At 74.9% G+C, this 22,870-nt stretch carries 21 protein-coding genes; 9 read left to right on the top strand and 12 right to left on the bottom strand.

Going from position 1 to position 22,870, the window contains the following annotated elements:
• Positions 1-48: 48 nt before the first annotated feature.
• Entirely contained in the window at positions 49-627 is a 579-nt protein-coding gene (locus tag IE180_RS08040) for a sortase (RefSeq protein ID WP_190156076.1), read from the bottom strand.
• A 322-nt stretch (positions 628-949) separates the two neighbouring features.
• Here IE180_RS08040 and IE180_RS08045 point away from each other — a divergent pair, with 322 nt between their 5' ends.
• Together IE180_RS08045 and IE180_RS08050 are read left to right on the top strand one after the other, a co-directional pair.
• Positions 950-2,014 (top strand): right-handed parallel beta-helix repeat-containing protein, encoded by a 1,065-nt coding sequence (locus IE180_RS08045; protein WP_190156077.1) that lies wholly within the window; start codon positions 950-952, stop codon positions 2,012-2,014.
• A gap of 52 nt (positions 2,015-2,066) precedes the next feature.
• Positions 2,067-3,095: a methyltransferase gene (locus tag IE180_RS08050; RefSeq protein WP_190156078.1), complete on the top strand. Its 1,029-nt coding sequence runs from the start codon at positions 2,067-2,069 to the stop codon at positions 3,093-3,095.
• Positions 3,096-3,174: 79 nt separating this feature from the next.
• Here the strand turns inward: IE180_RS08050 and IE180_RS08055 are convergent, their stop codons facing one another.
• From IE180_RS08055 to IE180_RS08085, 7 genes are all read right to left on the bottom strand, one after another.
• Positions 3,175-3,507 carry a TcmI family type II polyketide cyclase gene (locus IE180_RS08055; protein WP_030690533.1) on the bottom strand — a complete coding sequence of 111 codons (333 nt, stop codon included), beginning with the start codon at positions 3,505-3,507 and terminating at the stop codon, positions 3,175-3,177.
• A 36-nt stretch (positions 3,508-3,543) separates the two neighbouring features.
• Positions 3,544-4,023, bottom strand: coding sequence for an SRPBCC family protein (locus IE180_RS08060; RefSeq protein WP_190156079.1), 480 nt, complete (start codon positions 4,021-4,023; stop codon positions 3,544-3,546).
• A gap of 1 nt (position 4,024) precedes the next feature.
• On the bottom strand, positions 4,025-4,282 hold the full coding sequence (locus IE180_RS08065; protein ID WP_190156080.1) for an acyl carrier protein: 258 nt from the start codon (positions 4,280-4,282) through the stop codon (positions 4,025-4,027).
• A gap of 26 nt (positions 4,283-4,308) precedes the next feature.
• Positions 4,309-5,559, bottom strand: a complete 1,251-nt coding sequence (locus IE180_RS08070; protein ID WP_190156081.1) for a ketosynthase chain-length factor — start codon at positions 5,557-5,559, stop codon at positions 4,309-4,311.
• Positions 5,556-6,824, bottom strand: a complete 1,269-nt coding sequence (locus tag IE180_RS08075) for a beta-ketoacyl-[acyl-carrier-protein] synthase family protein (RefSeq protein WP_190156082.1) — start codon at positions 6,822-6,824, stop codon at positions 5,556-5,558. The genes IE180_RS08070 and IE180_RS08075 overlap by 4 nt, the downstream gene beginning before the upstream one ends.
• Positions 6,821-7,276, bottom strand: coding sequence for a cupin domain-containing protein (locus IE180_RS08080; RefSeq protein WP_190156083.1), 456 nt, complete (start codon positions 7,274-7,276; stop codon positions 6,821-6,823). The genes IE180_RS08075 and IE180_RS08080 overlap by 4 nt, the downstream gene beginning before the upstream one ends.
• A 115-nt stretch (positions 7,277-7,391) precedes the next feature.
• Positions 7,392-8,513, bottom strand: a complete 1,122-nt coding sequence (locus IE180_RS08085; RefSeq protein WP_190156084.1) for a SchA/CurD-like domain-containing protein — start codon at positions 8,511-8,513, stop codon at positions 7,392-7,394.
• Positions 8,514-8,745: 232 nt separating this feature from the next.
• Here IE180_RS08085 and IE180_RS08090 point away from each other — a divergent pair, with 232 nt between their 5' ends.
• Positions 8,746-10,404, top strand: coding sequence for an FAD-dependent oxidoreductase (locus tag IE180_RS08090; protein ID WP_190156085.1), 1,659 nt, complete (start codon positions 8,746-8,748; stop codon positions 10,402-10,404).
• A gap of 335 nt (positions 10,405-10,739) precedes the next feature.
• The gene (locus IE180_RS08095) at positions 10,740-11,444 is read left to right on the top strand and encodes an adenosylcobinamide amidohydrolase (protein WP_190156086.1); all 705 of its coding nucleotides are present in this window, start codon (positions 10,740-10,742) and stop codon (positions 11,442-11,444) included.
• A gap of 37 nt (positions 11,445-11,481) precedes the next feature.
• Here IE180_RS08095 and IE180_RS08100 read toward each other — a convergent pair whose 3' ends face one another.
• Positions 11,482-12,129 carry an alpha/beta fold hydrolase gene (locus IE180_RS08100; protein WP_190156087.1) on the bottom strand — a complete coding sequence of 216 codons (648 nt, stop codon included), beginning with the start codon at positions 12,127-12,129 and terminating at the stop codon, positions 11,482-11,484.
• Between the two features lie 467 nt (positions 12,130-12,596).
• On the opposite strand from IE180_RS08100, the gene IE180_RS08105 reads away from it, so the two are divergent.
• A complete protein-coding gene (locus IE180_RS08105) occupies positions 12,597-14,837 on the top strand; it encodes an alpha-N-acetylglucosaminidase (protein ID WP_190156088.1) in 2,241 nt (746 codons plus the stop codon).
• Positions 14,838-14,893: 56 nt separating this feature from the next.
• Here the strand turns inward: IE180_RS08105 and IE180_RS08110 are convergent, their stop codons facing one another.
• Positions 14,894-16,423, bottom strand: coding sequence for a TerD family protein (locus IE180_RS08110; protein ID WP_229860369.1), 1,530 nt, complete (start codon positions 16,421-16,423; stop codon positions 14,894-14,896).
• 191 nt (positions 16,424-16,614) lie between these two features.
• Between IE180_RS08110 and IE180_RS08115 the strand changes: the two genes are divergently transcribed.
• The 4 genes from IE180_RS08115 (at position 16,615) to IE180_RS08130 (ending at position 22,131) form a co-directional block, all read left to right on the top strand.
• Positions 16,615-18,681: a DUF4139 domain-containing protein gene (locus tag IE180_RS08115; RefSeq protein WP_190156090.1), complete on the top strand. Its 2,067-nt coding sequence runs from the start codon at positions 16,615-16,617 to the stop codon at positions 18,679-18,681.
• A gap of 8 nt (positions 18,682-18,689) precedes the next feature.
• Positions 18,690-20,252 carry a mucoidy inhibitor MuiA family protein gene (locus IE180_RS08120; RefSeq protein WP_190156091.1) on the top strand — a complete coding sequence of 521 codons (1,563 nt, stop codon included), beginning with the start codon at positions 18,690-18,692 and terminating at the stop codon, positions 20,250-20,252.
• Positions 20,253-20,406: 154 nt separating this feature from the next.
• Positions 20,407-21,600, top strand: coding sequence for a nitric oxide synthase oxygenase (locus IE180_RS08125; RefSeq protein ID WP_229860370.1), 1,194 nt, complete (start codon positions 20,407-20,409; stop codon positions 21,598-21,600).
• Between the two features lie 234 nt (positions 21,601-21,834).
• Positions 21,835-22,131, top strand: a complete 297-nt coding sequence (locus IE180_RS08130; RefSeq protein WP_190156093.1) for a DUF3303 family protein — start codon at positions 21,835-21,837, stop codon at positions 22,129-22,131.
• Positions 22,132-22,266: 135 nt separating this feature from the next.
• Here the strand turns inward: IE180_RS08130 and IE180_RS08135 are convergent, their stop codons facing one another.
• Together IE180_RS08135 and IE180_RS37115 are read right to left on the bottom strand one after the other, a co-directional pair.
• On the bottom strand, positions 22,267-22,614 hold the full coding sequence (locus tag IE180_RS08135) for a DUF190 domain-containing protein (protein ID WP_190156094.1): 348 nt from the start codon (positions 22,612-22,614) through the stop codon (positions 22,267-22,269).
• Positions 22,615-22,689: 75 nt separating this feature from the next.
• Complete coding sequence (locus tag IE180_RS37115) at positions 22,690-22,815, bottom strand: hypothetical protein (protein ID WP_255325155.1); 126 nt, start codon at positions 22,813-22,815, stop codon at positions 22,690-22,692.
• Positions 22,816-22,870: the final 55 nt, after the last annotated feature.

Here is a 22,870-nt window from a genome sequence, read left to right on the forward strand (position 1 = left end):
GGACGTCCGGGTGGCGGCCACTCCCTGCCGAGGACGGTGCCCCGACGGTCAGGCGGAGGTACGGGCCCCCCTCTCGCGCCGGCGCAGCCGGACCGCCCCGGCCGCCACCGCACCGGCCAGCAGGACGCCGCCCAGGACGAGCGGAGTGCTCGTGGAGTCCGTCGCGGCCTTCTCGACGGGGGCCGCCACGGCCTTCCCGGCGGGCGCCGCCACGGTCCTCCCGGCGGGGCCGGCCACTCCGGCCGCCCAGCCGAAGCCGGCCTCGACGCCGCCGCGGGGCCGGTGGGAGATGCTGTAGGTGACGGTCTGCTTGACCCGGGGCGGGCACTTCAGGGTGACCGTGTCCGTCCCGGAGGCCGCGCCCTCCGGGACGACGAACCGGCCCTCCAGGACACCCGGCCGAGCGCCCGGCAGGAGGTGGAACCGGCCGCCCGCCTCCGACTCCCCCTTGCCGTAGGTCTCCTTGCCGCAGGCGGCGGTGGAGACGGTGACGGTGGTGCCGGGCGAGGCGTTCAGGGGGGTGATGCGGACGTCGGATCCCCCGGGCGCGGCGAATGCCGTCGGGGCGGACAGGACGACGGCGCCGACGATCAGGCCGACCTGCAGACCGGTACGTGCGCGACGCATGCTTCTCTCCTTCGGTGGAGCTTTCCGGCCGGCTCCTTCGCGCGGCACCTGTGCTGTGCTCCCTGCACGAGGCAAAGGCCGGCGCGCGGCCCCCGCAACGCGGGGAGCGCGTTCGGCCGCCCTCCGGTCGGGCTCACGACCGGCGCAGGCCGCACCCGTCGCAGCAGGTCACCGGGGTGGGAGTACCGCCCCCCGGGTGATCCCGCGCCGCACGCGAACGGCCCAGTGCCGGCACGCCCGTCCGCCGGGACCCTCCGCCGGGCCCGTCCCGGCCGGGGGATCAGCGGTGGCGGGCCGGAACGCCCACTCATAACTTCGCGATATGACGAAACGACAGATCGCCCTCCTGGCGTGCACCGCGGCCCTCACGGCCTCGGGGCTCGGCGCCGCCGCTCCGTCGGCCGACAGCCGGTCGGTGCACCGGGTGAAGCCGGGCGAATCGATCCAGAAGGCCGTGGACTCCGCGCGCCCCGGCGACACGGTCCTCCTCGCCCCGGGCACGTACCGCGAGAGCGTCCGCATCACCACTCCGCACCTGACGCTCCGCGGCTCGGGCGTCCTCCCCACCGTCGTCGTGCCCGCGGGCACGCCGGGCACCGACGCCTGCTCCCGGGCGGGCAACGGCATCTGCGTCACCGGCACCGAGGCCCGCCCCGTCCAGGGCGTGACCGTGCGCTCGCTGACCCTCCGGGGCTTCGCCAAGAACGGCCTGTGGGCCAAGTGGACCGACCGCCTGCGCGTCCAGGGGGTCACCGCCGAGTCCAACGGCACCTGGGGCATCGCCCAGGAGCGTTCCGTCCGCGGCGTGCTGCGGCACAACGTCGCCCGGAACAACGGGGACGCCGGACTCTTCCTGGCCAACACCGTCACCGAGGAGGGAGGGGCCACCGACACCCACGGCACCGTCGTCAGCGGCAACCGCGTGTCCGGCAACCGGATCGGCATCACCGTGCGACGACTGCGGAACCTGACCGTCGACCACAACGAGGCGACCGGCAACTGCGCCGCCGTGTTCGTCGTGGGCGACGAGTCCACGCCGCGCGCCGGGGCGATGACCGTGCGCCGGAACCACATCCACGAGAACAACAAGCTGTGTCCGAAGACCCCGCGCCTGCCCGCCCTGCAGGGCTCGGGCATCGTGCTCACCGGCGCCGAGGACACCGTCGTCGCGCACAACAGGGTCGAGGACAACGTGGGCGGCTCGCCGCTGTCCGGCGGCATCGTGCTCTTCAAGAGCTTCGTGGGCGTCCCCAACGAGCGGATCGAGATCCGCGACAACGTGGCGCTGCGCAACGGCACCGCCGACCTGGCGAACCGCGACGTCGGCACGACCTACACCTTCCGCGGCAACACCTGCGGCGTCTCCGAACCCGCGGGCATGTGCTGACCCTCCCCCTCCCCCACCCGTACGGCACGACAGCAAAGGCAAGGCGAAACAGATGACGACCGTCGATCCCGCTCCCCCGCCGCCCATGCGGCTGAGAGAACTCGTCTTCGGCGCGGCGTGCGCCGCCGCCGTGCGCGCGGCCGCCCGTCTGGGCGTGGCCGACGCCCTGGGCGACACGCCCATGACCGTCGAGGACCTCGCGGCCGAGGTGAAGACCGAACCGCGGACCCTGCGGCGGCTGCTGCGCGCCCTGTCCTGCCAGGGCGTGTTCACCGAACAGCCCGACGGCGCCTTCGCGCACACCGAGATGTCCCGTCTGCTGCGCGAGGACGACCCGCACAGCCTGCGCTACATCGCGCTGTGGTGCACCGAGCCCTGGACCTGGGACGTCTGGCCCAAGCTCGACGAGGCGGTGCGCTCCGGCCGGAACGTCTTCGAGGACGTGTACGAGCGGGAGTTCTTCTCGTACCTCAACGAGGAGGCCCCCGAGTCCGCGCACGTGTTCAACCGGGCCATGACGACGTCGAGCAGGCAGTCGGCCGAGGACGTCGCCGAACTGCTCGACCTGCGCGGGGCCGCCTCCGTCGCGGACATCGGCGGCGGCCAGGGCCACGTCCTGGCGAGCCTCCTGGAGAAGCACCCCGCGCTGCACGGCACGCTCCTCGACCTGCCGGCGGTGGTCGGCAACGCCGATCCCCGGCTGCGGGAGGGCGGCTCGCTCGCCCCCCGGGTCCGGATCCAGCCCGGCGACTGCCGCGAGGACGTCCCCGTCCAGGCCGACGTCTACGTCATCAAGAACATCCTGGAGTGGGACGACGACAGCACCCGCAGGCTGCTGGCGAACGTCCGGAAGGCGGCGCGGCCCGGAGCCCGCGTCGTCGTCATCGAGAACCTCGTGGACGACACCCCGTCGATGAGGTTCACGACGGCCATGGACCTGCTCCTGCTGCTCAACGTCGGCGGCGCGAAGCACACCCGGCAGAGCATGGTGGAGCGGCTCACGGACGCCGGGCTCGTCATCGGCGAGATCCGTCCGGTCAACGCGTACCTCCACGCCTTCGAGTGCACCGTCCCGGCCTGACCGGGCCGGGACGACCCGAGGCCGCCCGCTCCGCGTCTGACGCGGGGCGGGCGGCCTCGGGTTTCACCGGGTTCCCGGCTCAGGAGCCGGCGTCCCGCTCCCAGCGGTAGAAGCAGTGCGCCATGGCGTCCTTGGGGCTGCGCCAGGTCGTCGGGTCGTACGCGCTGACGTACGCCGACAGACGCTCGCTGACGCCGCGGAACTCGGGGTGTCCGGCCAGCCTGGCGACGTTCGGCGCCGGGTCCTGCTCGGACTCGATGAGGTGCAGGTAGACGTCGCCGAACTGGAACAGGCTGCGACGGGCGACCCCCACCAGGTGCGGCAGCTCGCCGCGGTCGGAGTCGGCGAACACGTCCGCGATCGCGGGCGCCGAGCCGGGCGCCATGCGGGCGACGATCAGTGCGTGGTGCATCGTTTTCCTTCCTCGGACGGTCCCGTCCGGTGTCCGTCAGGCGGGGGTGACCGGCGCGCTCCGCCGCTCGCGCGCGGCCTGCACGATGCGGTCCCGGATGAGGGCCATCTGGGTGCGGGAGTTGCGGTTGATGTTGTCCGTCATCCACGCGTCGTCGACGGGGGCGTCGGGCTTCATCGCGAAGTCCTGGACCCACCGCATCTGGACGCCGCCGGGCAGCTCCTCGTACTCCCAGGCGATGTCCATGTGCGCGAACGGCCCGGTCTCGACGCGGCGCGCCCGGACCCTCCGGTTCTCGCGGTCCGTGGTGCGCTCCGACACCCAGCTCCAGACCTTCCCGTTCTCGTCGGGGTGCATGGTCAGGCGGAAGGTGGTCGTGTCGCCCTCACGCTTCAGGACCTCGACGGAGGCGTACTCGCTGAAGAGCCGGGGCCAGTTCTCGAGGTCGTTGGTGATGTCCCAGACGAGGTCGAGGGGGGCGTCGATGGTGATGCTGTTGTCGGTGTGTCCGGACACGTCAGACTCCTGCGAGGGTGTTGTTGACGAGGGCGACGAACTCCGCCGGCGTCTTGCAGCGCTCGGCGTCGGGGGGCAGCGCCACGCCGTGCCGGTTCTCCAGCTCGCCGACGATGCCGAGGAGGCCGAGCGAGTCGACGCCGAGACCGCTGAAGGGGGCCTCGGGGGCCTCTTCGAGCTCTGCGGGGTCGACGGTGACGCCGGCCGACTGCTTCATCAGCGCGGCCAGTTCGACGAAGGTGAGTCCAGTGGTGATCATGTGTGTTTCTCCTTCCCCGCCCGGTCCTACCGGGCGAGTCCGCCACCGCGGCGCACGACGAGCGCCGCGTTGGATCCCATGAGTCCCCTGCTGAGGACGAGGGCCGTGCGCAGCTCGGCGGGCCGAGCGCGGGACATCACCACGTCGAGGTCGCAGTCGATGTCGTACACGTGGGGGGTGGGGGGCACGAGGCCGTGTTCCATGGCGAGCACGGCGGCCGCGGTGTCCAGTACGGACGCCCCGCAGTAGGCCCGGCCGTAGCCGGTCTTGGGTGCCGTCACCGGGACGCGCGTGGCGTGCGCGCCCAGCACGTCGGCGAGCGCCAGGGCCTCGGCGCGGTCCGCCTCCGGTACGCCGAGGGCGTCGGGGAAGACGACGTCGATCTCCTCCGGGGCGCAGCCGGCCTCGTCGAGGGCGACCCGGACGGCCTGGGCGAGCCCCTCCCTGGACTCCTTCCAGCGGGAGGCGCCGGTGAAGGTGGCGCCGTGGCCGGCGACGGTGGCCCGTACGGTCGCGCCCCGGTCGAGGGCGCGGGCCTCGTCCTCGACGAGGAGCATGGCACCGCCCTCGGCGGGGACGAAGCCGCAGGCCTTGGCCGTGAAGGGCCGGTAGGCGCGGTCCGGGTCGTCGACGGTGCTCAGCTCCGGGTAGCCGAGCTGGCACACCATCGAGTACGGGGCGAGGGGGGCCTCCGCGGCGCCGGCGACCATCGCGCCGGTCCCCCTCCGCACGGCGCGGGCGGCGTGGGCGAGGGCGTCGAGGCCGCCCGCCTCGTCGCTCGCGACCACCCCGCACGGGCCCTTGAAGCCGTGCCGGATGGAGATCTGGCCGGTGCTCGCGGCGTAGAACCAGGCGATGGACTGGTACGGGCCGACGAACTTGGAGCCCTGACCCCACAGCTTCTGCAGCTCGCGCTGGCCGAACTCGCCGCCGCCCGACCCGGCGGCGGTGACGACGCCGACGGAGAAGGGGTCCTCGACGCCGCCCTCGTGGGCCAGGCCGGCGTCGTCGAGGGCGAGCGCGGCGGCCGCCATGGCGTAGTGGGTGAACCGGTCGGTCTGGACGAGGAAGCGTTCGTCGATGAGGGCCGAGGCGTCGAAGCCCTCGACCTGGCCCGCGACCTTGAGGGGCAGGTGCTCGCAGCCCTCGCGGGTGATCCGGCCGAGAACGCCGAGGCCTTCCCGGACGGACTTCCAGTACGCGTCGGTGCGCAGTCCGTTGGGGGCGATCACACCGATGCCGGTGACGACCGCCCGCCGTGGCCGCTGTGTGCTCATGGTGTCCTCCCGCCCGGCCCTGTCAGGAGCACGGCGGACTGGAAGCCGCCGAAGCCGCTGCCGACGGAGAGCACGTTCCTCAGCTTCCGGGGGCGGGCGGTGCGCGGCACGTAGTCCAGGTCGCACTCGGGGTCGGGGATCTCGTAGTTGGCGGTCGGGGGCACCACCTGGTGCTTCAGGGCGAGCACGCAGGCGGCGACCTCTATCGCGCCGATCGCCCCGAGCGAGTGGCCCACCATGGATTTGATGGAGCTCATGGGCGTGTCGTAGGCGTGGTGGCCCAGGGAGCGCTTGACGGCGGCGGTCTCGTGCCGGTCGTTCTGGCGGGTGCCCGAACCGTGTGCGTTGACGTAGTCGATCGCCGTGGGGTCGAGCCTGGCCTGGTCGAGCGCGGTGTCGATCGCCCGGGCCATCTCCAGTCCCTCGCCGGTCAGTCCGGTCATGTGGTAGGCGTTGCCGTAGGTGGCGTAGCCGCTGATCTCGCAGTAGATGTGCGCGTCGCGGGCCCTGGCGTGTTCGTACTCCTCCAGGACGAGGACCGCCGCGCCCTCGCCCATGACGAAGCCGTTGCGGCGGTCGTCGAAGGGCTTGGAGGCGTGCTCGGGGTCGTCGTTGTCGGGCGACGTCGCCTTGATGGCGTCGAAGCAGGCCATGGTGATCGGGGAGATCGGCGAGTCCGACGCCCCTGCTATGACGACGTCCGCCCGGCCCTCCTCGATGGTGTGGAAGGCGTAGCCGACGGCGTCGAGGCCGGAGGTGCAGCCGGTGGAGACGGTCTGCACCGGCCCCCGGGCCCCGAACCGTTCGGCGACCACCGCGGCGAGCGTGCTGGGCGCGAACGCCAGGTGCAGCTTCGGGTCGGCGGCGCGGTGGTCCACGTCCCACCGTCGTCCGCCCTCGCTGACCAGGACGTAGTCGTGCTCCAGGCGGGTGGTGCCGCCCACGGCGCTGCCGAGGCTGACGCCGACGCGCCAGGGGTTCTCGGCGGCGGTGTCGAGCCCGGAGTCGCGTACGGCCTCCCCCGCGGCGACGGCGGCGAACTGGACGTACCGGTCGTTGTGCTCGCTCAGTTCGGGAGGCAGACCGTGGGCGTACGGGTCGAAGTCGCACTCGGCGGCGATGCGGGAGCGCAGGCCGACGGGGTCGAAGAGGGTGATGCCCCGGGTCGCGGTCCGCCCCTGGGAGAGGAGGTCCCAGAACGCCGCCGTGCCGGCGCCGCCCGGTGCGACCACGCCGATGCCGGTGACGGCCACGCGCCGGGTCACTCGAGGGCCCCCTCCCGCTCGAGCGCCCGGCCATGGTCGCCGTCGCAGGAGTGCGGTTCCGTCGCGCCGGTGTCCTCGGTGTCGACGTGGCCGAGGCTCGGGTGCGGGGCGAGGGGGCCCAGGTGGAAGACCATGCGGGCCTCCACGTCGCCGACGTTGCGGAACCGGTGCCGGACGTCGACGGGGATCAGCAGGCCCTGGTCCGGCAGGAGCGTGTGCGTCTCGCCGTCCAGGTCCACTTCGAGCAGTCCCTGGACGACGTACACGAACTCCTCGGAGTACGGGTGGTAGTGCTCGCCGATGCGGTCGCCCGGCTGGATGATGGCCAGCCCCATGAAGCCGCTGGTGGAGCCGACGGTGGCGGGCGTGAGCATGGCCCGCAGGTCCCCTCCGCGTCTGCGGTTGGGTTCCGTGTCGCTCAGGTTCACGATGCGCGGACGCTGCTGGAGCATGGTTGATACCTCCGGGTGTGGCGATGACGGGTGACGCACGGTCGGGCGCGGGACCCACCGTGGGGGGCCAGGGGCGGGGCCCACGGTGGGGGCCGGGGAGCCCGGGACCGTTCCCTCAGGAGTCGGCCGCGCGACGGTCGGTGACGGGCAGCATGTCGGCGTGCGACAGGAGCCGGTTGAGGTTGCGCTCGCTGTCCAGGGGTCCCTCGACGCCGATCGCTGCGCCGTCGAGGAGACGTTCAAGCACCTTGGCCTTCCGCTCGCCCTTGACGCCGAGGGCGGCGGCGGGGTCGAGGTCGAGGTCGCCCTCGACGTCGACGAGGCGCACCACGACGTCGTCGCGCTGGAAGACGGTGCTGCCGTACACGGGGCTGTCGGGGTCGACGGCCGCCTCCGCGTCCTGCTGGGCGAGCAGCCGCGCCAGGTCCGAACCGCGGCCCTCCTTCGCGGGGTAGTACAGGGCGTGGCGGCGCAGGCCGGCCGGCTCGGGGCGGGCGGAGACCACGTGGTGCACGGCCGGGAGGGCCGCCCGGGTGAAGAAGACGCGGGCCGACTCGGGGTCGGTGAGGTCCCGGTCCTGCTCCAGGTAGGGGTTGATGGCCTCCTCGACGGCCCGGACCCCGGGCTGTCGGGCGACGTGCCGCAGCGCGGACAGGAGGTCGCCCTCCACCTCGACGGCCCGCACGACGCGGTTGCCGTGCATGAACAGCGAGGTGCGGCGCAGCCGCGTGTTCTCGTCGACCTGGGCCTCGGGGGACTCGTAGCCGGCCAGGAGCTCCGCGACCTTCGACTCGGAGCCGGGCTTGACGGTGAAGGTGAGCGCGTGGCGGGTCACGCCGTCGCCCACGCGGGCCGCCACCTGCTCGCCCGACACGGTCTCGGGGGTGAGCGGCCGCTGCGCGCCGGTCTCCCGGAGGATGCTGTAGCGCATGGACCGGGTGTCCCGGACGCAGCTGTGCATCGGCTTGACCATCTCGACGTGTTCCTCGCTGTTCACCCAGGCGAGGAAGGGCGGGGCGCTCTCCCACTCACTGGTGATCAGCCACTGCGAGGGGTTCTCGATGGACTGGCACAGCTGGTCGCTGATGTGGCCGGGGACGCCGGCCACCTGCTTGCGCATGACCTCGTACGCCTCGAGGAACTGCTGCTGGGCTCCGTCGTACAGGTCGAGCAGCAGGATCACCCGCAGCCTGGACCCGTCGAACACCGACTGCGATATGCGTGCCGTGGTGGTCATCCGGCGCACCTCTTTCTCGTCTGCGAGAGCGGGAAGGGACCGCCTGACCGGGAAGGCCGGGGTCGTCATGTACCGAACCTTCACGCGGCCCCGACATCCACGCGAGCCCCACGGGGCGGATGAGTGAACCGCGCGTCATTCGGGTGGCCCGCGCGCACGGTCCCCGGCTCGGCCGGGCAGGCATCTGCATCCCATCCCCGACCCGCGTCACCGGTGACGCTGGAGGCCATCGATGAACCGAAGCGAAGCGACCGGTGAGATCGGACACCGCACGCCCGTCCTCATCGTGGGCGGCTCCCTGGTGGGCCTGTCCACCTCGCTCTTCCTGGGACGTCTCGGCGTGCCGCACACGCTCGTCGAGCGTCATGCGGGCACCTCGATCCACCCCCGCGGACGCGGTAACAACGTGCGCACCATGGAGGTCTTCCGCGCCGCCGGTGTCCGGGAGCGCATCCACGAGGCGGCGAAGACCCTGTCGGCGAACAACGGGATCCTGCAGACGCCGACCCTGGTGGGCGATGCCGGCGAGTGGCTGTTCCGGCACATCGACCCGGGCGGCGGCCTGGCCCGGTTCAGCCCGGCCGAATGGTGCCTGTGCAGCCAGAACGACCTCGAACCGGTGCTCCTGCAGAGCGCGCGGGAGCTGGGCGGGGACCTGCGGTACTCGACCGAGCTGATGTCGTTCGAGCAGGACGCCGAAGGGGTGACGGCACGGGTCAAGAGCCGGGAGACCGGCGAGCACACCACCATCCGGGCGGACTACCTCGTCGCGGCGGACGGCCCGCGCAGCCCGATCCGCGAGCAGCTCGGCATCGGTCAGACCGGGCCGGGCGACCTGTTCCACAACGTGAGCATCACGTTCGAGTCGCGCGACCTCGCGGCCGTCGTCGGCGACCGCCGCTTCATCGTCTGCTACCTCACCAGCCCGGAGGGGGACGGGGCGCTCCTCCCGGTGGACAACGCCGAGCGGTGGGTCTTCCACGCCCCCTGGCACCCCGAACTCGGCGAAACCCTGGAGGAGTTCACCGACGAGCGGTGCAGGGAACACATCCGGCGCGCCGTGGGCGTGCCGGACCTGCACGTGGAGGTCACGGGGCGGGCACCCTGGCACGCGGCCGAGCGGATCGCCGAACGGTACGCGGACGGGCGGGTGTTCCTCGCCGGCGACTCGGCCCACGAGATGCCGCCCACGGGGGCCTTCGGCTCCAACACCGGCATCCAGGACGCGCACAACCTCGCCTGGAAGCTCGCCGCGGTACTGGGCGGCTGGGCCGGCCCCGGTCTGCTCGCGTCCTACGACGCGGAGCGCCGACCGGTCGCGGAGGCGACCAGTGCCCGCGCCTCGTCGCGCTCGGTCGAGCACAGCCACCCGGGGTACAGCCCCGAGCCGGGGGCGGGCGGCCCGGGCGGGAGGCGCGGCGGCATCCTCAACGTCGCGCTGGGCTACCGCTACCCGCGCGGCGCGGTCCTGGGCGCGGACCCGGCGGTGCCGATCGTCCCGGACGGGCTGCGGCTGACGGGCGAGGCCGGCAGCCGAGCGCCGCACCTCTGGCTGGACCGCGCCGGAGAGCGGATCTCCACCCTGGACCTGTACGAGCGGTCCTTCGTGCTGTTGAGTTCGGCGGGGGCCATCGGCGGCTGGCACACGGCGGCGGCGCGCGTCGCCGAGCGCCTGGGGGTGCCCCTCGACTCGTACCGGATCGGCGGCGGACCGGACGCGGAGCTCTCGGCCGTGGACGGCGAGGACTGGGCGGAGGCCCACGGCGTCACCGTGAACGGCGCGGTGCTGGTCCGCCCGGACGGATTCGTCGCCTGGCGGTCCGAAGGGACGTCGGAGGACCCGGAGTCGGCCGTGCGGGCGGCCCTCACGGCCGTACTGGCCCTGGACTGACGGGCCGGCCCGCACCGCCGCGGCGCCCACCTGGACGGGCGGGGCGGTCCGCGTTCCCCCGGGAGCGGACCGCCCCGCCCGTCGGCGTCGGGGGCGGGGGCGACGCCGACGGGCGGGGCGGTGGCGACGCCGGTGTCGGGGGCGGGGGCGGTGCAGGGGGCGGTTTGGGGGGCGGCGGCGACGTCGGTTTCGGGGACGGTGTCGGGAGCGGTTTCGATGCCGGTGTCGGGAGCGGTTTCGATGCCGGTGTCGGGAGCGGTGCCGGAGGCGGTTTCGATGCCGGTGCCGGAGGCGGGCCGATCCGGCCGGTCCCGGGCCGCGCGTTAGGGTGTGGGGTGCTTCCGCGAACCCTTCTCACCGGCCCGTCGCTCGCCGACGCCGCGCTCCTCTCTCACGGAGAACAGGGCCGGGAGTGGCCGCTCCTCGTGTGGGCCCCGGGCCCGGGCGTCCGCATGGTGTCGAGCGCCGTCCTCGGCGGAGGCATCGGCGAGCGCCAGTGGGTCGTCAACGCCCAGGTCCCGCCCGGCTACGCCCGGCTCGACCCCGTCGCCCACCTCCGTGACCTGGCCTCCGGGGCCGGCCTCGAAGGCGCGGGCGTGGGGCTCATGACCGCGGCGTCGGTCGCGGACCGGCGGCACGCCGTGGACGGCGGCGCGCAGGCCCTGGTCACCGCCGGGATCGGGGTACGGGGCTGGGCCGCGGTCCCGGGAGCCGGCGGGGTGGCGGCGCCGCGCCCCGGCACGATCAACATCATCGTGTCCCTGCCGGTGCCGCTCACGGACGCCGCGCTCGTGAACGCGGTCGCCACCGCCACCGAGGCCAAGGTGCAGGCCCTGGTCGAACTGGGCGCCGACGCCTCCGGCACGCCGACGGACGCGGTCTGCGTGGCCGCGCCCTCGCCGGCCGTCGGCGCCGGGAGCTCCGTCGAGTCGTTCGCCGGGCCCCGGTCGGTGTGGGGGGCGCGGCTCGCCCGCGCCGTGCACGCGGCGACGCGGACGGCCTGTGCGGGGCTGCTCGCGCCCCCGGCCGGCATCCGCTGACCGGGGCGCACGCGCCCCCGGCCGTCCCCGGCCGTTCTCAGCCGTGCGAGAGCAGCGCCGCGGTGAGTTCGGCCGCGCGCCGGTGCCAGAGGTCGGCGCCCCGGATCATGGCGTGCCCGCCGGTCGGCATGGGGATGCCCGCCGCGTCGGCGCCCGCCTCCCGGGCCCGGCGGACGAACTCCCAGGACTGACGGGCTGAGGTGACCCGGTCGGTCTCGTCGTGGAGCAGGTAGAGGCGCCGGCCGCCGAGGTGGTCCACGGGCTCGTCGGCGGGGCACCACGGCGCGAGCGCGACGACCCCGCGCACGGCGGGGTCGCCCGCCGCGCGGAGGGCGGCCCGGGCGCCCATGGAGTGGCCGAGGAGCACGACGGGCACGGGCCCGGCCTGCTCCCTGATCCGTCCCAGGGCCGCCTCGGCGTCCCGGGCGGCGTCGGCCCGGGCGCCGTTCCAGCCGCGGTGGCGGTAGCGCACCTCGGCGATCAGCACGTCCCGCCCCCGGACGGCCCGGGTCACGGCGGTGGCGAAGGGGCGCATGCGCAGGGCCGGCAGGTTGAGCGCGGGCGGCGGCTCGGGGCCGTCGGCACGACCGCCGTGGAGCAGCAGCACGGCGGCGGCGGGCACGGCGGGCGCGCTGCGGACGACCAGCGCGGTCGGATCGGCGCGCCGGGTCGGGCACGGGTTCATCGCGTCGCCGTCCCGTCCGGACAGGCCCGAGGGCGCCGGTGTGAGGGCCGGGGGACGTACCCGCTCGTGCGGGCCGTGCGGGCCTTGTGACCGGGCCGCTGCGCCATGGGGCCTCCAGGAGTCGCTTGCCGTCTGAGGGCCGAAGTCTGCCAGGCCCCACTGGTCGTCAGATACACCGCGCCCCCTTCGACGGACCGTCCGCCCCCGTCGACGGACCGTCCGCCCCCCGTCGGCGGACCGTCCGCCCCCGTCGACGGACCGTCCGCCGCGGACGCCCCGGGCGGCCCGCCCCGCGGGACCCGGCCCGGTTCGTACCCCCGAATCGAACGCGCGCACCCGCAAGGATGAGCGCCGTCGGTCCTCCGGCTCCGCTTGCGCGGCCGAGGGCGCGGGGCGTCGGAGAGTGATCGTCCCGGGGCCGGTCGGAGACAGGCCCCTGCCGCCGTCCCGTTCGAGCAGGGAGCCAGATGGGCAGCCGCCTGATCCGTCGTTGCCGCAACGCCCTCGTCGTCGCGGTGCTCGCCGCCGTGACCGCCGCCGCGCCCGGCGTGCCGACTCCGTCGGACGGCGCCTCCGCCTCCGCCGCCGTGCCCCTCTTCGACCCGGCCCCGGCCCGGGCGGGGCTGAAGCGCCTGCTGCCGTCCCGGGCCGCGCAGTTCACCCTGATCCCCGTGGAGGAACCGGACTCCGGGGACTACTTCTCGGTCTCCGGCGGGGCGGGGGCGATCCAGGTGCGGGGCACCTCGCCGGCCACGCTGCTGACCGGTGTGGGCTGGTACCTGGAGCGGGTCGCGGGGGTCGACATCGGGTGGCCGGGCGACAGCGTCGGCCGACTGCCGGTCACGCTCCCCGCGGTGCCCGGCACGATCACCCGGTCGGCGAACGTGCCGCACCGTTACGCCCTGAACGACACCGACGAGGGCTACTCCGGCGCGTACCGCGACTTCGCCTCGTACCAACACGACATCGACCTGATGGCGCTGCACGGCGTGAACGAGGTCTTCGTGCCCACCGGGGCCGAGTATGCGTACTACCGGGCCCTCCAGGAGTTCGGCTACGACGCGGCGGAGCTGCGCGAATGGATTCCCGGCCCCGCGCACCAGGCCTGGTGGCTGCTGCAGAACATGTCGGGCTTCGGCGGGCCGGTGTCGGAGCGGCTGATCGAGGCCCGGGCGGCGCTGGGGAGCCGGATCGCGCAGCACCTGCGCGCCTTGGGGATGAAGCCCGTCCTGCCGGGCTTCTTCGGCACGGTGCCGCCGGACTTCGCCGCCCGGAACCCGGGCGCGGTCACCGTCCCGCAGGGCCGGTGGGTCGGGTTCGCCCGGCCCGACTGGCTGGATCCGACCGGTCCCGTCTTCGCCGAGCTGGCCGCCGCCTACTACCGGGTGCAGCGGGACCGGTTCGGTGACGCCGACATGTTCAAGATGGACCTGCTGCACGAGGGCGGCACCCCCGGACCGGTCGACGTCGCGCGGGCGGCGCGGGCCGTTCAGCGGGCCCTGGAGGCCGCGCGCCCCGGGGCCACCTGGGTCATGCTCGGCTGGCAGAACAACCCCTCCGCGACGCTCCTGAGCGGAGTGGACCGCAGCCGGGTGCTGATCGTCGACGGGCTCTCCGACCGTTACGAGGGACTCGACCGCGAGACGCAGTGGGGCGGTGCGCCCTACGCGTTCGGCTCGATCGCCAACTTCGGCGGGCACACCAGCATGGGCGCCAACACCGGTGTCTGGACGGACCGTTTCCACGCGTGGCTGAACCGGCCGGACAGCGCCCTGCGCGGCATCGCCTACCTCCCGGAGGGCACCGGGGGGAACCCCGCCTCGTTCGACCTGCTCACCGAACTCGCCTGGGAGCCGGGACCGGTCGACCAGCGGGCCTGGTTCGCCGCGTACGCCGCCCGGCGCTACGGCGGCGCCGACCCGCACGCGGCCGCCGCGTGGGAGCAGCTGCGCCTCGGCCCGTACAGCGGCGCCGCCGGCACGTGGAGCGAGCCGCAGGACAGCCTCTTCGCCGCGCGGCCGAGCCTGACGGCGGTCAAGGCGGCGCGCTGGAGCCCGACCGCCATGCGGTACGACGCCGGCACGGTGGAGCGCGCCCTGTCGGAGCTGCTGGAGGTGGCCCCGGCGCTGCGGCGCTCGGACGCGTACCGCTTCGACCTGGTGGACGTGGCGCGCCAGGCGCTCACCAATCGCGGACGTCTCCTGCTGCCGCGGATCAGGGCCGCGTACGAGGCGAAGGACCTGGAGGGCTTCCGGGCGCTGGTGCGCGAGTGGAACGCCGCGGAGGAGCTGCTCGGACGGCTCGTCGCCTCCGACCGCCGCTTCCTGCTGGGCCCGTGGCTCGCCGACGCCCGCTCCTGGGGGGCCGACGCGGAGGAGAGCGACCGGCTGGAGTACGACGCCCGCTCGATCCTCACCACCTGGGCCGACCGGGGGCCGAGCGAGAACGGCGGCCTGCACGACTACGCCAACCGCGAGTGGGACGGTCTCGTCCAGGACGTGTACGGGCCGCGCTGGGCGGACTACTTCGCGAGCCTCGACGCGGCGCTCGTGCGGGGCGCGGCGCCGGTCGCCGTCGACTGGTTCGCCAGGGACGACGCCTGGGCCCACGGCCGGCAGGTCTACCCGACGTCGCCGGCCGGTGATCCGGTGGCCCTGGCGGGCGAGGTCGGCGAGGCCCTGGCCGCGGCGACCGCCGCCGGGCCGTGACGGGGCGCGCGGCCGGGCCCACCGTGGGGCGGGCCCGGCCGCCGGTGTCCCGGCGGTCAGCCCCGGCCGCGTGGGAACCAGCTCTTCCGCGGGACGGTCTCGTCCCGCTCGTCCGGCCAGGCCGGTCCGCCGGGGGCGGCGAACGGGCCGGGCGCGGCCGCGCCCGGCGGGGCCGGGGGCAGGGGCCGGGTCGGCGGCTGCAGACGCTTCAGCCGCGCCCGCCACGGGCCGTCCGCCATCTCGAAGTGGACGATGAGCGGCCCCTCGGGAAGCGGAACGGTCTCGCGTCGCTTGCCGATCTCGTTCACCGCGTTGTCGTACCGGGGCAGGGTCGTGTGGTCGTCGTGCCCCGCGAGTTCGTAGACGTGGACGATCAGGTTGTCGTCGCCGCGGTAGTGGACGGCCAGGTCGGCCACGCCCCCCGTGTGCAGCAGTACGTCGGGGCCGCGGAACTCCGCCTCCTCCTCCGTCAGGCGACGGGCCGCCGCCAACGGTGACACCTGGACCTGCCAGGGCCCCTCGGCCTGCAGCTTCAGACGCAGGGTCCCGTTCTCCGGGACCGTGGCCAGCAGACGGCCCCGGAAGTCCTCCTCCGTGCTGTTGACGAGGTTGTCCTCCTCCTTGTTGCGCCGGTCGAGCACCCAGAGTCCCGTGTAACCGTCGCCCCTGACGTCGAGCTGGACCACGACCGGCCCCGGCGGGAGCCCGCCCACGGTGATCACGTCGTTGTCGCGGCCCGTCTCCGTGTACGGCTCGAAGACGGGCCCGTACGTCCACCGGTCGGCGCCACCGGGAGGGAGGGGGGTCATGGGCGGGGCCGCCGCGGGAGGGACGGCGGCGGGAGGGACCGCCACCGGGGCGACCGCCACGGGCGGGGGTGCGAAACCGGGCGCGGGAGCCTGCCCCGCCGAGGGGGGCGCGAAGCCCGGCGCGGGTGCCGGGGGCGCGACGGCGGCCGGAGGCGCGAAGCCCGGGACCTGCGCCGGAGCCGCTGCGGCCGGCGGAGGCGCGAAACCGGGCACGGGCGCGGGAGGAACCACGGCCTGCGCCGGCACGCCACCGCCGGGCGACGCTCCGTTCCCTCCCCCGTCGGCCACGTCCACGCCGTGGTCCGTGGCCAGACCGGCGAGACCGCTCGTCCATCCCTGGCCCACGGCGCGGAACTTCCAGCCCCCCGCTCGCCGGTAGAGCTCGGCCAGCACCATCGCCGTCTCCCCGGCGGCGTCCGTGACGTCGTACCGCGCCACCGAGGTGCCGTCGGGAGCGAAGGCCTCCACCGACAGTCCGGCGGCGTCGCGCATCGCGCCGCGCTCCGTCGAACCGACCACGAGGACACGGGTGATCTGCTCCTCCACCGCGGTGAGGCCGACCTCCAGCCACGCCGCACCGGGCTGCGCCGCCCCCGGCACCGCCTCCGTCAGCCGGACGGCCCCGGAGGGGTGCACCGGGGCGCCGTGGAAGACGACGTCCGCGTCGCCCCGGACCTTTCCGGTCTCGCCGAGCAGCAGCGCCATGGCGTCCACGCCACCGCGCACGGCGATCCTCAACGGCACCGACGGAACGAATCCGTTGCTCCCCTTGGTCATCCGCCCCACGACGTCCGGCCTTTCCTCGCCGTATCCCCACCCGAACCCCCCACGAGGAAGATCTTGCAGCCGTCGGCGCTCCCGGGACAAGGTCCCGGCCCCGTGGTGTCCCGTGGTGCCCCGGGCCCCCGGGACCACCGGACCGGTCCGGCGTAGGCTTCCCCCGACACGGACGGGACACAGGGGGACGCATGACGGTCGGTGCGGTACCGGGGTGGGGGTCGAGCCTCGACTCGGTCGTGGTGTACGCGCGGGGCGCGCTCTGCCGGCGCCTGGCCCGGGGCGTCGTGCCCCCGGACGGCCGGGTGCGGGTGACGGGGCTGCCGCGCGCGCTGGACCCGGGTTCGCTGCGGGCCCGGGTCCTGGGCGTCTCCGGGGCCCGGGTCACCGAGGCGCGGGTGGAGGTCGAGGCGGAACCGGGTGACGGCGGCGCTCCCGAGGGCCTGCGGCGCGAGGTCGAGCGGCTGCACGAGGCGCACGCGGCGGCGGCGGCGCGCCGCGACCGGCACCGGGCCCTGATCGAGGAGGTCGGCGGCCTGCGTCCGGTCCCGCCCGGCCGCAAGCGCGACGACCCGCACCGACGCACCCCGGTCGACGCGTGGCTGGAGCTGGCCGACTTCGTCGACGAGCGGTTGACGGGGCTGCACGCCCGGCTCGTCGAGCTGGACGAGGCGCTCCGGCTCGCCGAGCACGAGCTCGAAGTCGCCTGCGACAGGCTCGACCGCGCCTCCACCGACGCGCCGTCGGCGCACGTCGAGACCTCCGTCTGCGCCGTGCTGACCCTCCACGGCGCCGAGGAGGAGGTGGAACTGGAGCTGGAGTACGGAGTGCCGGGTGCCGTCTGGGTGCCGACGTACCGCCTCGCCCACCGTCAGGGCGACGGCGGCGGCCGGCTGGTGCTGCGCGCCTCGGTCGCGCAGCGCACCGGCGAGGACTGGACCGGGGTGCGCCTCGCCCTGGCCACGGCGGACCTGGGGCGCCGCACCGACCTGCCGGCGCTCCGCTCGATCCGGATCGGGCGCCGCCAGTCCGCGCCCGCGCCGTCCGGCTGGCGCGAACCCCCGGCGGGGCTCGCCGACCTGTTCACCGGGTACGAGGCGGCGGGCCCGGCGCCTTTCCGCGGCGGCTTCGCGGTGGGGGGCGGCGCGCCGGGCTCCGCGGCCGGGGGCGGCGCCGTCCCCCTTCCCGTGGCGGCTCCCGAGCCGGTTCCGGCACCGGCGCCGATCGCGCCTCCGTCGTTCGCCGGGCCGCCGCGGCCCGGCGGCGCGTACGGCTCCGCTCCGGAGGCGTACGGCATCGCGCCGCCGGCGGCCCCGCAGGCGCCGGGCGGCCGGCCGCGCGCCGGTGACGCGGCCTTCGTCGGGGCCCCCGCGCCCCGTGCTCCGGGCTCGGCGGCCCCGCCGCCACCGCCGCCGGTGGGCCCTCCGCGGCCGAGCGGCGCCGAACTCGACTACGCCGCCCTGGTGCTGTCCGGCCCCGAGGAGCCGGTGGGTCGCCGCGGCCGGCTGTTCCCCGGTTCCTCCTCCGACGCGGTGGCGGCCGAGTACCGCCGCCGCGCCGAGGCGGTCGCCGCGCTGCCGCTGCCCGAGCACGCGGTGCGCCCCCGGGAGTCGGCGGGCTCGTTCGACCACCGCTTCGACGCGGCCGCCCGCGCCGACGTGCCCTCCGACGGCACCTGGCACACCGTCACCGTCGGCGAGATCCCGGTCGGTCTGCGCGCCGAGCACCTGTGCGTGCCGTCCGTGGAGCAGACGGTGTACGCGACGCTCGCGGTCTCCAACGCCACCGACCAGGCGTTGCTCGCCGGCCCGGTGGAGGTCACCGTCGACGACGACTTCCTGCTGACCGCAGCCCTGCCCACGCTCGCGCCCGGCGGCGTCCGCCGACTGGGCCTCGGTCCCGCCGAGGGCGTCCGCGTCACCCGGCGCACCCATCTGAAGGAGTCGACGGCGGGCCTGCGCAACAACGTGACCGTGCTCGACCACCGCGTCCACGTGGAACTGGCCAACCGCCTCGCGGGGCCGGTCACCGTGGAGGTCCACGAGCGGGTGCCGGTCTCCTCCGAGCCGGACGTCCGCATCGAGGAACGCGCCGACTGGACGGCGCCCGAGGACGGCGCCGCGCCGGAGCGGCACGCCCCGGGCACCCGCGTCTGGCGGGTGGAGCTGCCCGCCGGCGGCACCGCCGTGCTCGACGGCGGCTACGAGATCCGCATACCGGCCGGCAAGGCCCTGGTCGACGGCAACCGCAGGAGCTGACACCCACCATGTCCACGGAAACCGGGCCGATCGCCCTGCCCGTCACCGCCGTCACCTGCCTGGAGGACCGCGCGCACGTCGAGCGCACCGCCGTGCTCGACCTGGAGGCCGGCGTGCAGCGCCTGCGCCTCGGGCCGGTCAGCGCGCTCGCCGTCGACCGCACCCTGCACGCCGAGCTGGCCTCCGGGCCTCCGGCCACCGTCCTCGACGTGCGGCTCGTCCGCGACTGGACGCCGCGCGGGCCGGTGCCGCCCGCCGGGGGCGACTCCGCGCTCCGCCACCGGGCCCACGCCCTCGAAGAGGAGCGCCGCTCCCTGGAGCAGCGCCGCGACCGGTTGCGGGCCCGCCTCGACCTGCTGGGACGGCTCGCCGCCGACCTGCTGCGGGAGATCGGCGAGGGCGCCGGTCACGGGGAGTCCGAAGGGCCCCGCTGGAGCCGCGAACTGGACCGGGTGGACGCCGAGCGCGACACGTACGGCGAGGAGCTCCGCGCCGCGGAGGCGCGCCTGACCGCGCTGCGCGCCGAACTCTCCGAGGTCCGCCGGGTCATGGAGCTCGCCGAGGAGGAGCCGGCCGAGCTCGTCGCCCATGTCGAGCTGACCGTGGAGGCCACGGCCGCGGGGCCCGCGCGGCTGCGGCTGAGCCACCTCACCCCGTGCGCGCTGTGGCGGCCGGCCTACCGGGCCGTGCTCGACGGAGAGTCCCTGACGCTGGAGACCGACGCGGTGGTCTGGCAGCGCACCGGCGAGGACTGGTCGGACGTGCGGCTGACGCTGTCGACCGCGAGGTCGGCCCTGGCCGGCGAGCCGCCGCGGCTGGTCGAGGACCGGTTGACGCTCGAGGACCGGACGCCGGCGGAACGCCGCACGATCGACGTCGAGGTGCGCGAGGAGGAGATCCCGACGCTCGGACCGGCCCCGGTGCTCGGTCTGCCGGGCGTGGACGACGGCGGTGAGGCGCGGGTGCTGCGCTCCCCCGCGCCCGTCTCCGTGCCGAGCGACGGCCGTGCCCACCGGGTGCCGCTCTCGGCGTTCACGACGGCCGCCGGCAGCGAGTACGCCTGCGCACCGGAGCTTTCCCCGCTGGTCACGCAGGTGGTGCGGTTCGACAACCTGTCCGGGCACGCGCTGCTCGCCGGCCCCGTGGACCTCGTCCGGGACAGCGGGTTCACCGGCCGCGGCACGCTGGACTTCACGGCTCCCGGCGCCGCCGTCGAGCTCGCCTTCGGCAGCCGTGACGACCACCGGGTGGTCCGGCACGCCGAGGAGTCCCGCGACACCACGGGTCTCACCCAGCGGACCGTGATCACCCGCACGGTCCGGCTGCACCTGTCCCGGTTCTCGCCGCCCGGGGAGCGGGGCGACCGGGTGGTCGTCCTCCGCGAGCGGATTCCCGTCTCCGAGGTCTCGGCGGTGGAGGTGCGCCTGCGCAAGGAGGCGTGCTCCCCCGCCCCGGACGCGGTGGACGCCGAGGGCATCGTGCGCTGGGACGTCGCCCTGCCGCCCGGCGGCCGACGGACGGTCACGCTGGTGTACGAGCTCTCGGCGGCGGCCAAGGTCGGGGGGATCTGAGCCGGGGCCGCCGGTCCGCACCGCGCCGTCGGCCGTCCCCGGGCTCCCGGCGGCGGGCACCCTATCAGCCCGGCGCCCTTCGCCTCCCGAACTCCGCCCACTCTCCACAACCGCGCGAACGCGTGCGGTAGTCATGGGCGCAGGAGGGAACACCTTGGTCTTCAGCCTGGGCCGCCGTCGCAAGGCCGCCGCCGTCAGCACCTGTCCGTTCACGTCCGCGTCCCCGTCCGACGCGCCGCAGCCCCCACCGCACGCGCGGACACCGCGCGTGACGGACCGCCGGGAGGCGGAGAGTTTCGTCCGGCAGTTCCACCACGAGCAGCCCGGGGCCGGGGACGTGGAGCGCCGGGTCCGCGAGGTCCTGGCCGAGATCGACCGGACCGGCACGTACGAGCACACTCCGGCCGAGCTCTCCTTCGGCGCCCGCGTCGCGTGGCGCAACGCGGCCCGCTGCATCGGCAGGCTCTACTGGCGCAGCCTCGTGGTGCGCGACCTCCGGCACGTCACCTCGGCCGACGGCATCGCCGCCGCCTGCTTCGACCACCTGCGGACCGCCGGGAACGGCGGCCGGATCCGCCCGGTGATCTCGGTGTTCGCACCCGACCGGCCGGGGCGCCCCGCACCGCGGATCGTCAACGACCAACTGGTGCGCTATGCCGGGCACAGCACTCCCGGGGGCCGCTGGATCGGCGACCCGCGCGGCGCCTCGCCGACGGCCCGCGCCCGCGAGCTGGGGTGGAAGCGCGAGGAAGGGGCCTTCCAGGTGCTTCCGTTGATGGTGGAGGAGCGTCCGGGCGCGCGACCGGAGTGGTACGAGCTGCCGGAGGACTGCGTCCTGGAGGTGCCGCTCCGGCATCCGGACCACGCGTGGCTGGCGGAGCTGGGGCTGCGCTGGTACGCGGTGCCGGCGATCAGCGACATGACGCTGGAGGTCGGCGGGGTGCGCTATCCGGCGGCGCCGTTCAACGGCTGGTACATGGGGACGGAGATAGGCGCCCGCAACCTCGCCGACACCGAGCGCTACGACCTCCTGCCGACGGTCGCCGACCGCCTGGGCCTCGACCGCTCCTCGGAGCGCACGCTGTGGCGGGACCGGGCGCTCGTGGAGCTCAACGTGGCGGTGCTGCACTCCTTCCAGGAGGCCGGGGTGACGATGGCGGACCACCACACCGAGTCCGAGCGGTTCCTGCGTCACGTCGCGCGGGAGAGCCGGCACGGCAGGCCCACGCCCGCCGACTGGAGCTGGATCGTCCCGCCCGTGTCCGGCTCCACGACTCCGGTCTTCCACCGGTACTACGACCCGGTGGACGCGTCCCTGCGCCCCGCCTTCCTCGCCCGGGAGCGGTGAGGGCGGCCGCGCGTCGGGCGGCGCGTACGGGAGGGATCGGGGAGGGGCCGGCGCGGGTGCGGGCCGTCCTCACGAGGGGACGGGGGACGGGGGTGTGGAGCGGGGTGGTGGAGCGCAGGCCGCCGTTCCGGTCGAGTGGTCCCCGCGGAGGGGAAGGAGGAGGCTGGTACTGAGCACGTCCGGGGCCCCGGGCGTCCCGAACGGAGCGCCCGCCCGGTCGGGAAAGGCCGTGCCATGCGCATGCTGATGAAGGTCCAGATGGACACCGCGACCTCCAACGAGGCGATCAGGCAGGGCAATCTGCTCAAGACCGTGGAGGGCGCGCTCGAGGAACTCCGTCCCGAGGCGGCGTACTTCACCGTCGAGGACGGCTGTCGGACCGGGTACATGTTCTTCGACCTGGACGACCCCTCCCGGCTGCCGAAGATCTCGGAGCCCTTCTTCATGGAGATGGGTGCCAAGGTCCACTACTCACCGGTCATGGACCCGGAGGACCTCCGCAAGGGCCTCTCGGCGATCACCCCCTCGTGAGGGGCCTCTCCCGGATCGGGAAGGACCGGCGGAGCAGGTGCCGGCGGTGGCGCACGCCGGGGGCTGCCGTCGTGGTCCGGCGCGCATCTGCCCGTGCCGCGTCTCCGGCCCGGCGGCCGGCCACCTGTCGGTCCCTCAGGCGGTCCTGTCGCGGCCGACGTGACGGATGACCTCGCAGTCGTCGAGGATCACCAGGCCCTCGTCGACCATGTCGTCGAGCCGGGGCAGGAAGGCGCGGATCTTCTCCTCGGTGTCGACGATGACCACGGCGACGGGGAGGTCCTCGCTCAGCGAGAGCAGCCGCTGGGTGTGGATCAGCGAGGAGGCGCCGAAGCCCTCGATGCCGCGGAAGACGCTCGCGCCCGCGAGGCCCGCCTCGCGGGCGCGGGCGACGATCTGGGTGTAGAGCGGCTTGTGGTGCCACAGGTCGGTCTCCCCCACGAAGACCGTCACCCGCAGGGCCCTGCCCGTCAGCCTGGTCATGGTTCGAGTCTACGGTCGTCTCCGGGAGGGAGGGGGCCGGCCGGGGTGCCGGCCCCCTCCCCCGGTCGGAGTCGGTCAGCAGCCGCTCGTGAGCCAGCGGCAGGCGGTGATCAGCGCGGCGGCGTGCTCCTCGCCACGGGCGTCCTCGGTGCGGACCTCCTCGGGCAGGACCTGCAGGGCGTCGATGTCGTACTCGGTCATGACGGTCTCCTTCGAATGATGCGGATGTTCGGTGGTACGCCGGCGGCCTGGGGCC

The sequence above is a fragment of the Streptomyces litmocidini genome (genome assembly GCF_014649755.1).
Taxonomy (GTDB): domain Bacteria; phylum Actinomycetota; class Actinomycetes; order Streptomycetales; family Streptomycetaceae; genus Streptomyces; species Streptomyces litmocidini.

Excerpts from the sequence above, each read along its gene's own strand:
- IE180_RS08040 (WP_190156076.1), bottom strand. The coding sequence starts at position 627 with ATGCGTCGCGCACGTACCGGTCTGCAGGTCGGCCTGATCGTCGGCGCC.
- IE180_RS08045 (WP_190156077.1), top strand. The coding sequence starts at position 950 with ATGACGAAACGACAGATCGCCCTCCTGGCGTGCACCGCGGCCCTCACG.
- IE180_RS08050 (WP_190156078.1), top strand. The coding sequence starts at position 2,067 with ATGACGACCGTCGATCCCGCTCCCCCGCCGCCCATGCGGCTGAGAGAA.
- IE180_RS08055 (WP_030690533.1), bottom strand. The coding sequence starts at position 3,507 with ATGCACCACGCACTGATCGTCGCCCGCATGGCGCCCGGCTCGGCGCCC.
- IE180_RS08065 (WP_190156080.1), bottom strand. The coding sequence starts at position 4,282 with ATGATCACCACTGGACTCACCTTCGTCGAACTGGCCGCGCTGATGAAG.
- IE180_RS08070 (WP_190156081.1), bottom strand. The coding sequence starts at position 5,559 with ATGAGCACACAGCGGCCACGGCGGGCGGTCGTCACCGGCATCGGTGTG.
- IE180_RS08080 (WP_190156083.1), bottom strand. The coding sequence starts at position 7,276 with ATGCTCCAGCAGCGTCCGCGCATCGTGAACCTGAGCGACACGGAACCC.
- IE180_RS08085 (WP_190156084.1), bottom strand. The coding sequence starts at position 8,513 with ATGACCACCACGGCACGCATATCGCAGTCGGTGTTCGACGGGTCCAGG.
- IE180_RS08090 (WP_190156085.1), top strand. The coding sequence starts at position 8,746 with ATGAACCGAAGCGAAGCGACCGGTGAGATCGGACACCGCACGCCCGTC.
- IE180_RS08100 (WP_190156087.1), bottom strand. The coding sequence starts at position 12,129 with ATGAACCCGTGCCCGACCCGGCGCGCCGATCCGACCGCGCTGGTCGTC.
- IE180_RS08105 (WP_190156088.1), top strand. The coding sequence starts at position 12,597 with ATGGGCAGCCGCCTGATCCGTCGTTGCCGCAACGCCCTCGTCGTCGCG.
- IE180_RS08110 (WP_229860369.1), bottom strand. The coding sequence starts at position 16,423 with ATGACCAAGGGGAGCAACGGATTCGTTCCGTCGGTGCCGTTGAGGATC.
- IE180_RS08115 (WP_190156090.1), top strand. The coding sequence starts at position 16,615 with ATGACGGTCGGTGCGGTACCGGGGTGGGGGTCGAGCCTCGACTCGGTC.
- IE180_RS08120 (WP_190156091.1), top strand. The coding sequence starts at position 18,690 with ATGTCCACGGAAACCGGGCCGATCGCCCTGCCCGTCACCGCCGTCACC.
- IE180_RS08130 (WP_190156093.1), top strand. The coding sequence starts at position 21,835 with ATGCGCATGCTGATGAAGGTCCAGATGGACACCGCGACCTCCAACGAG.
- IE180_RS08135 (WP_190156094.1), bottom strand. The coding sequence starts at position 22,614 with ATGACCAGGCTGACGGGCAGGGCCCTGCGGGTGACGGTCTTCGTGGGG.
- IE180_RS37115 (WP_255325155.1), bottom strand. The coding sequence starts at position 22,815 with ATGACCGAGTACGACATCGACGCCCTGCAGGTCCTGCCCGAGGAGGTC.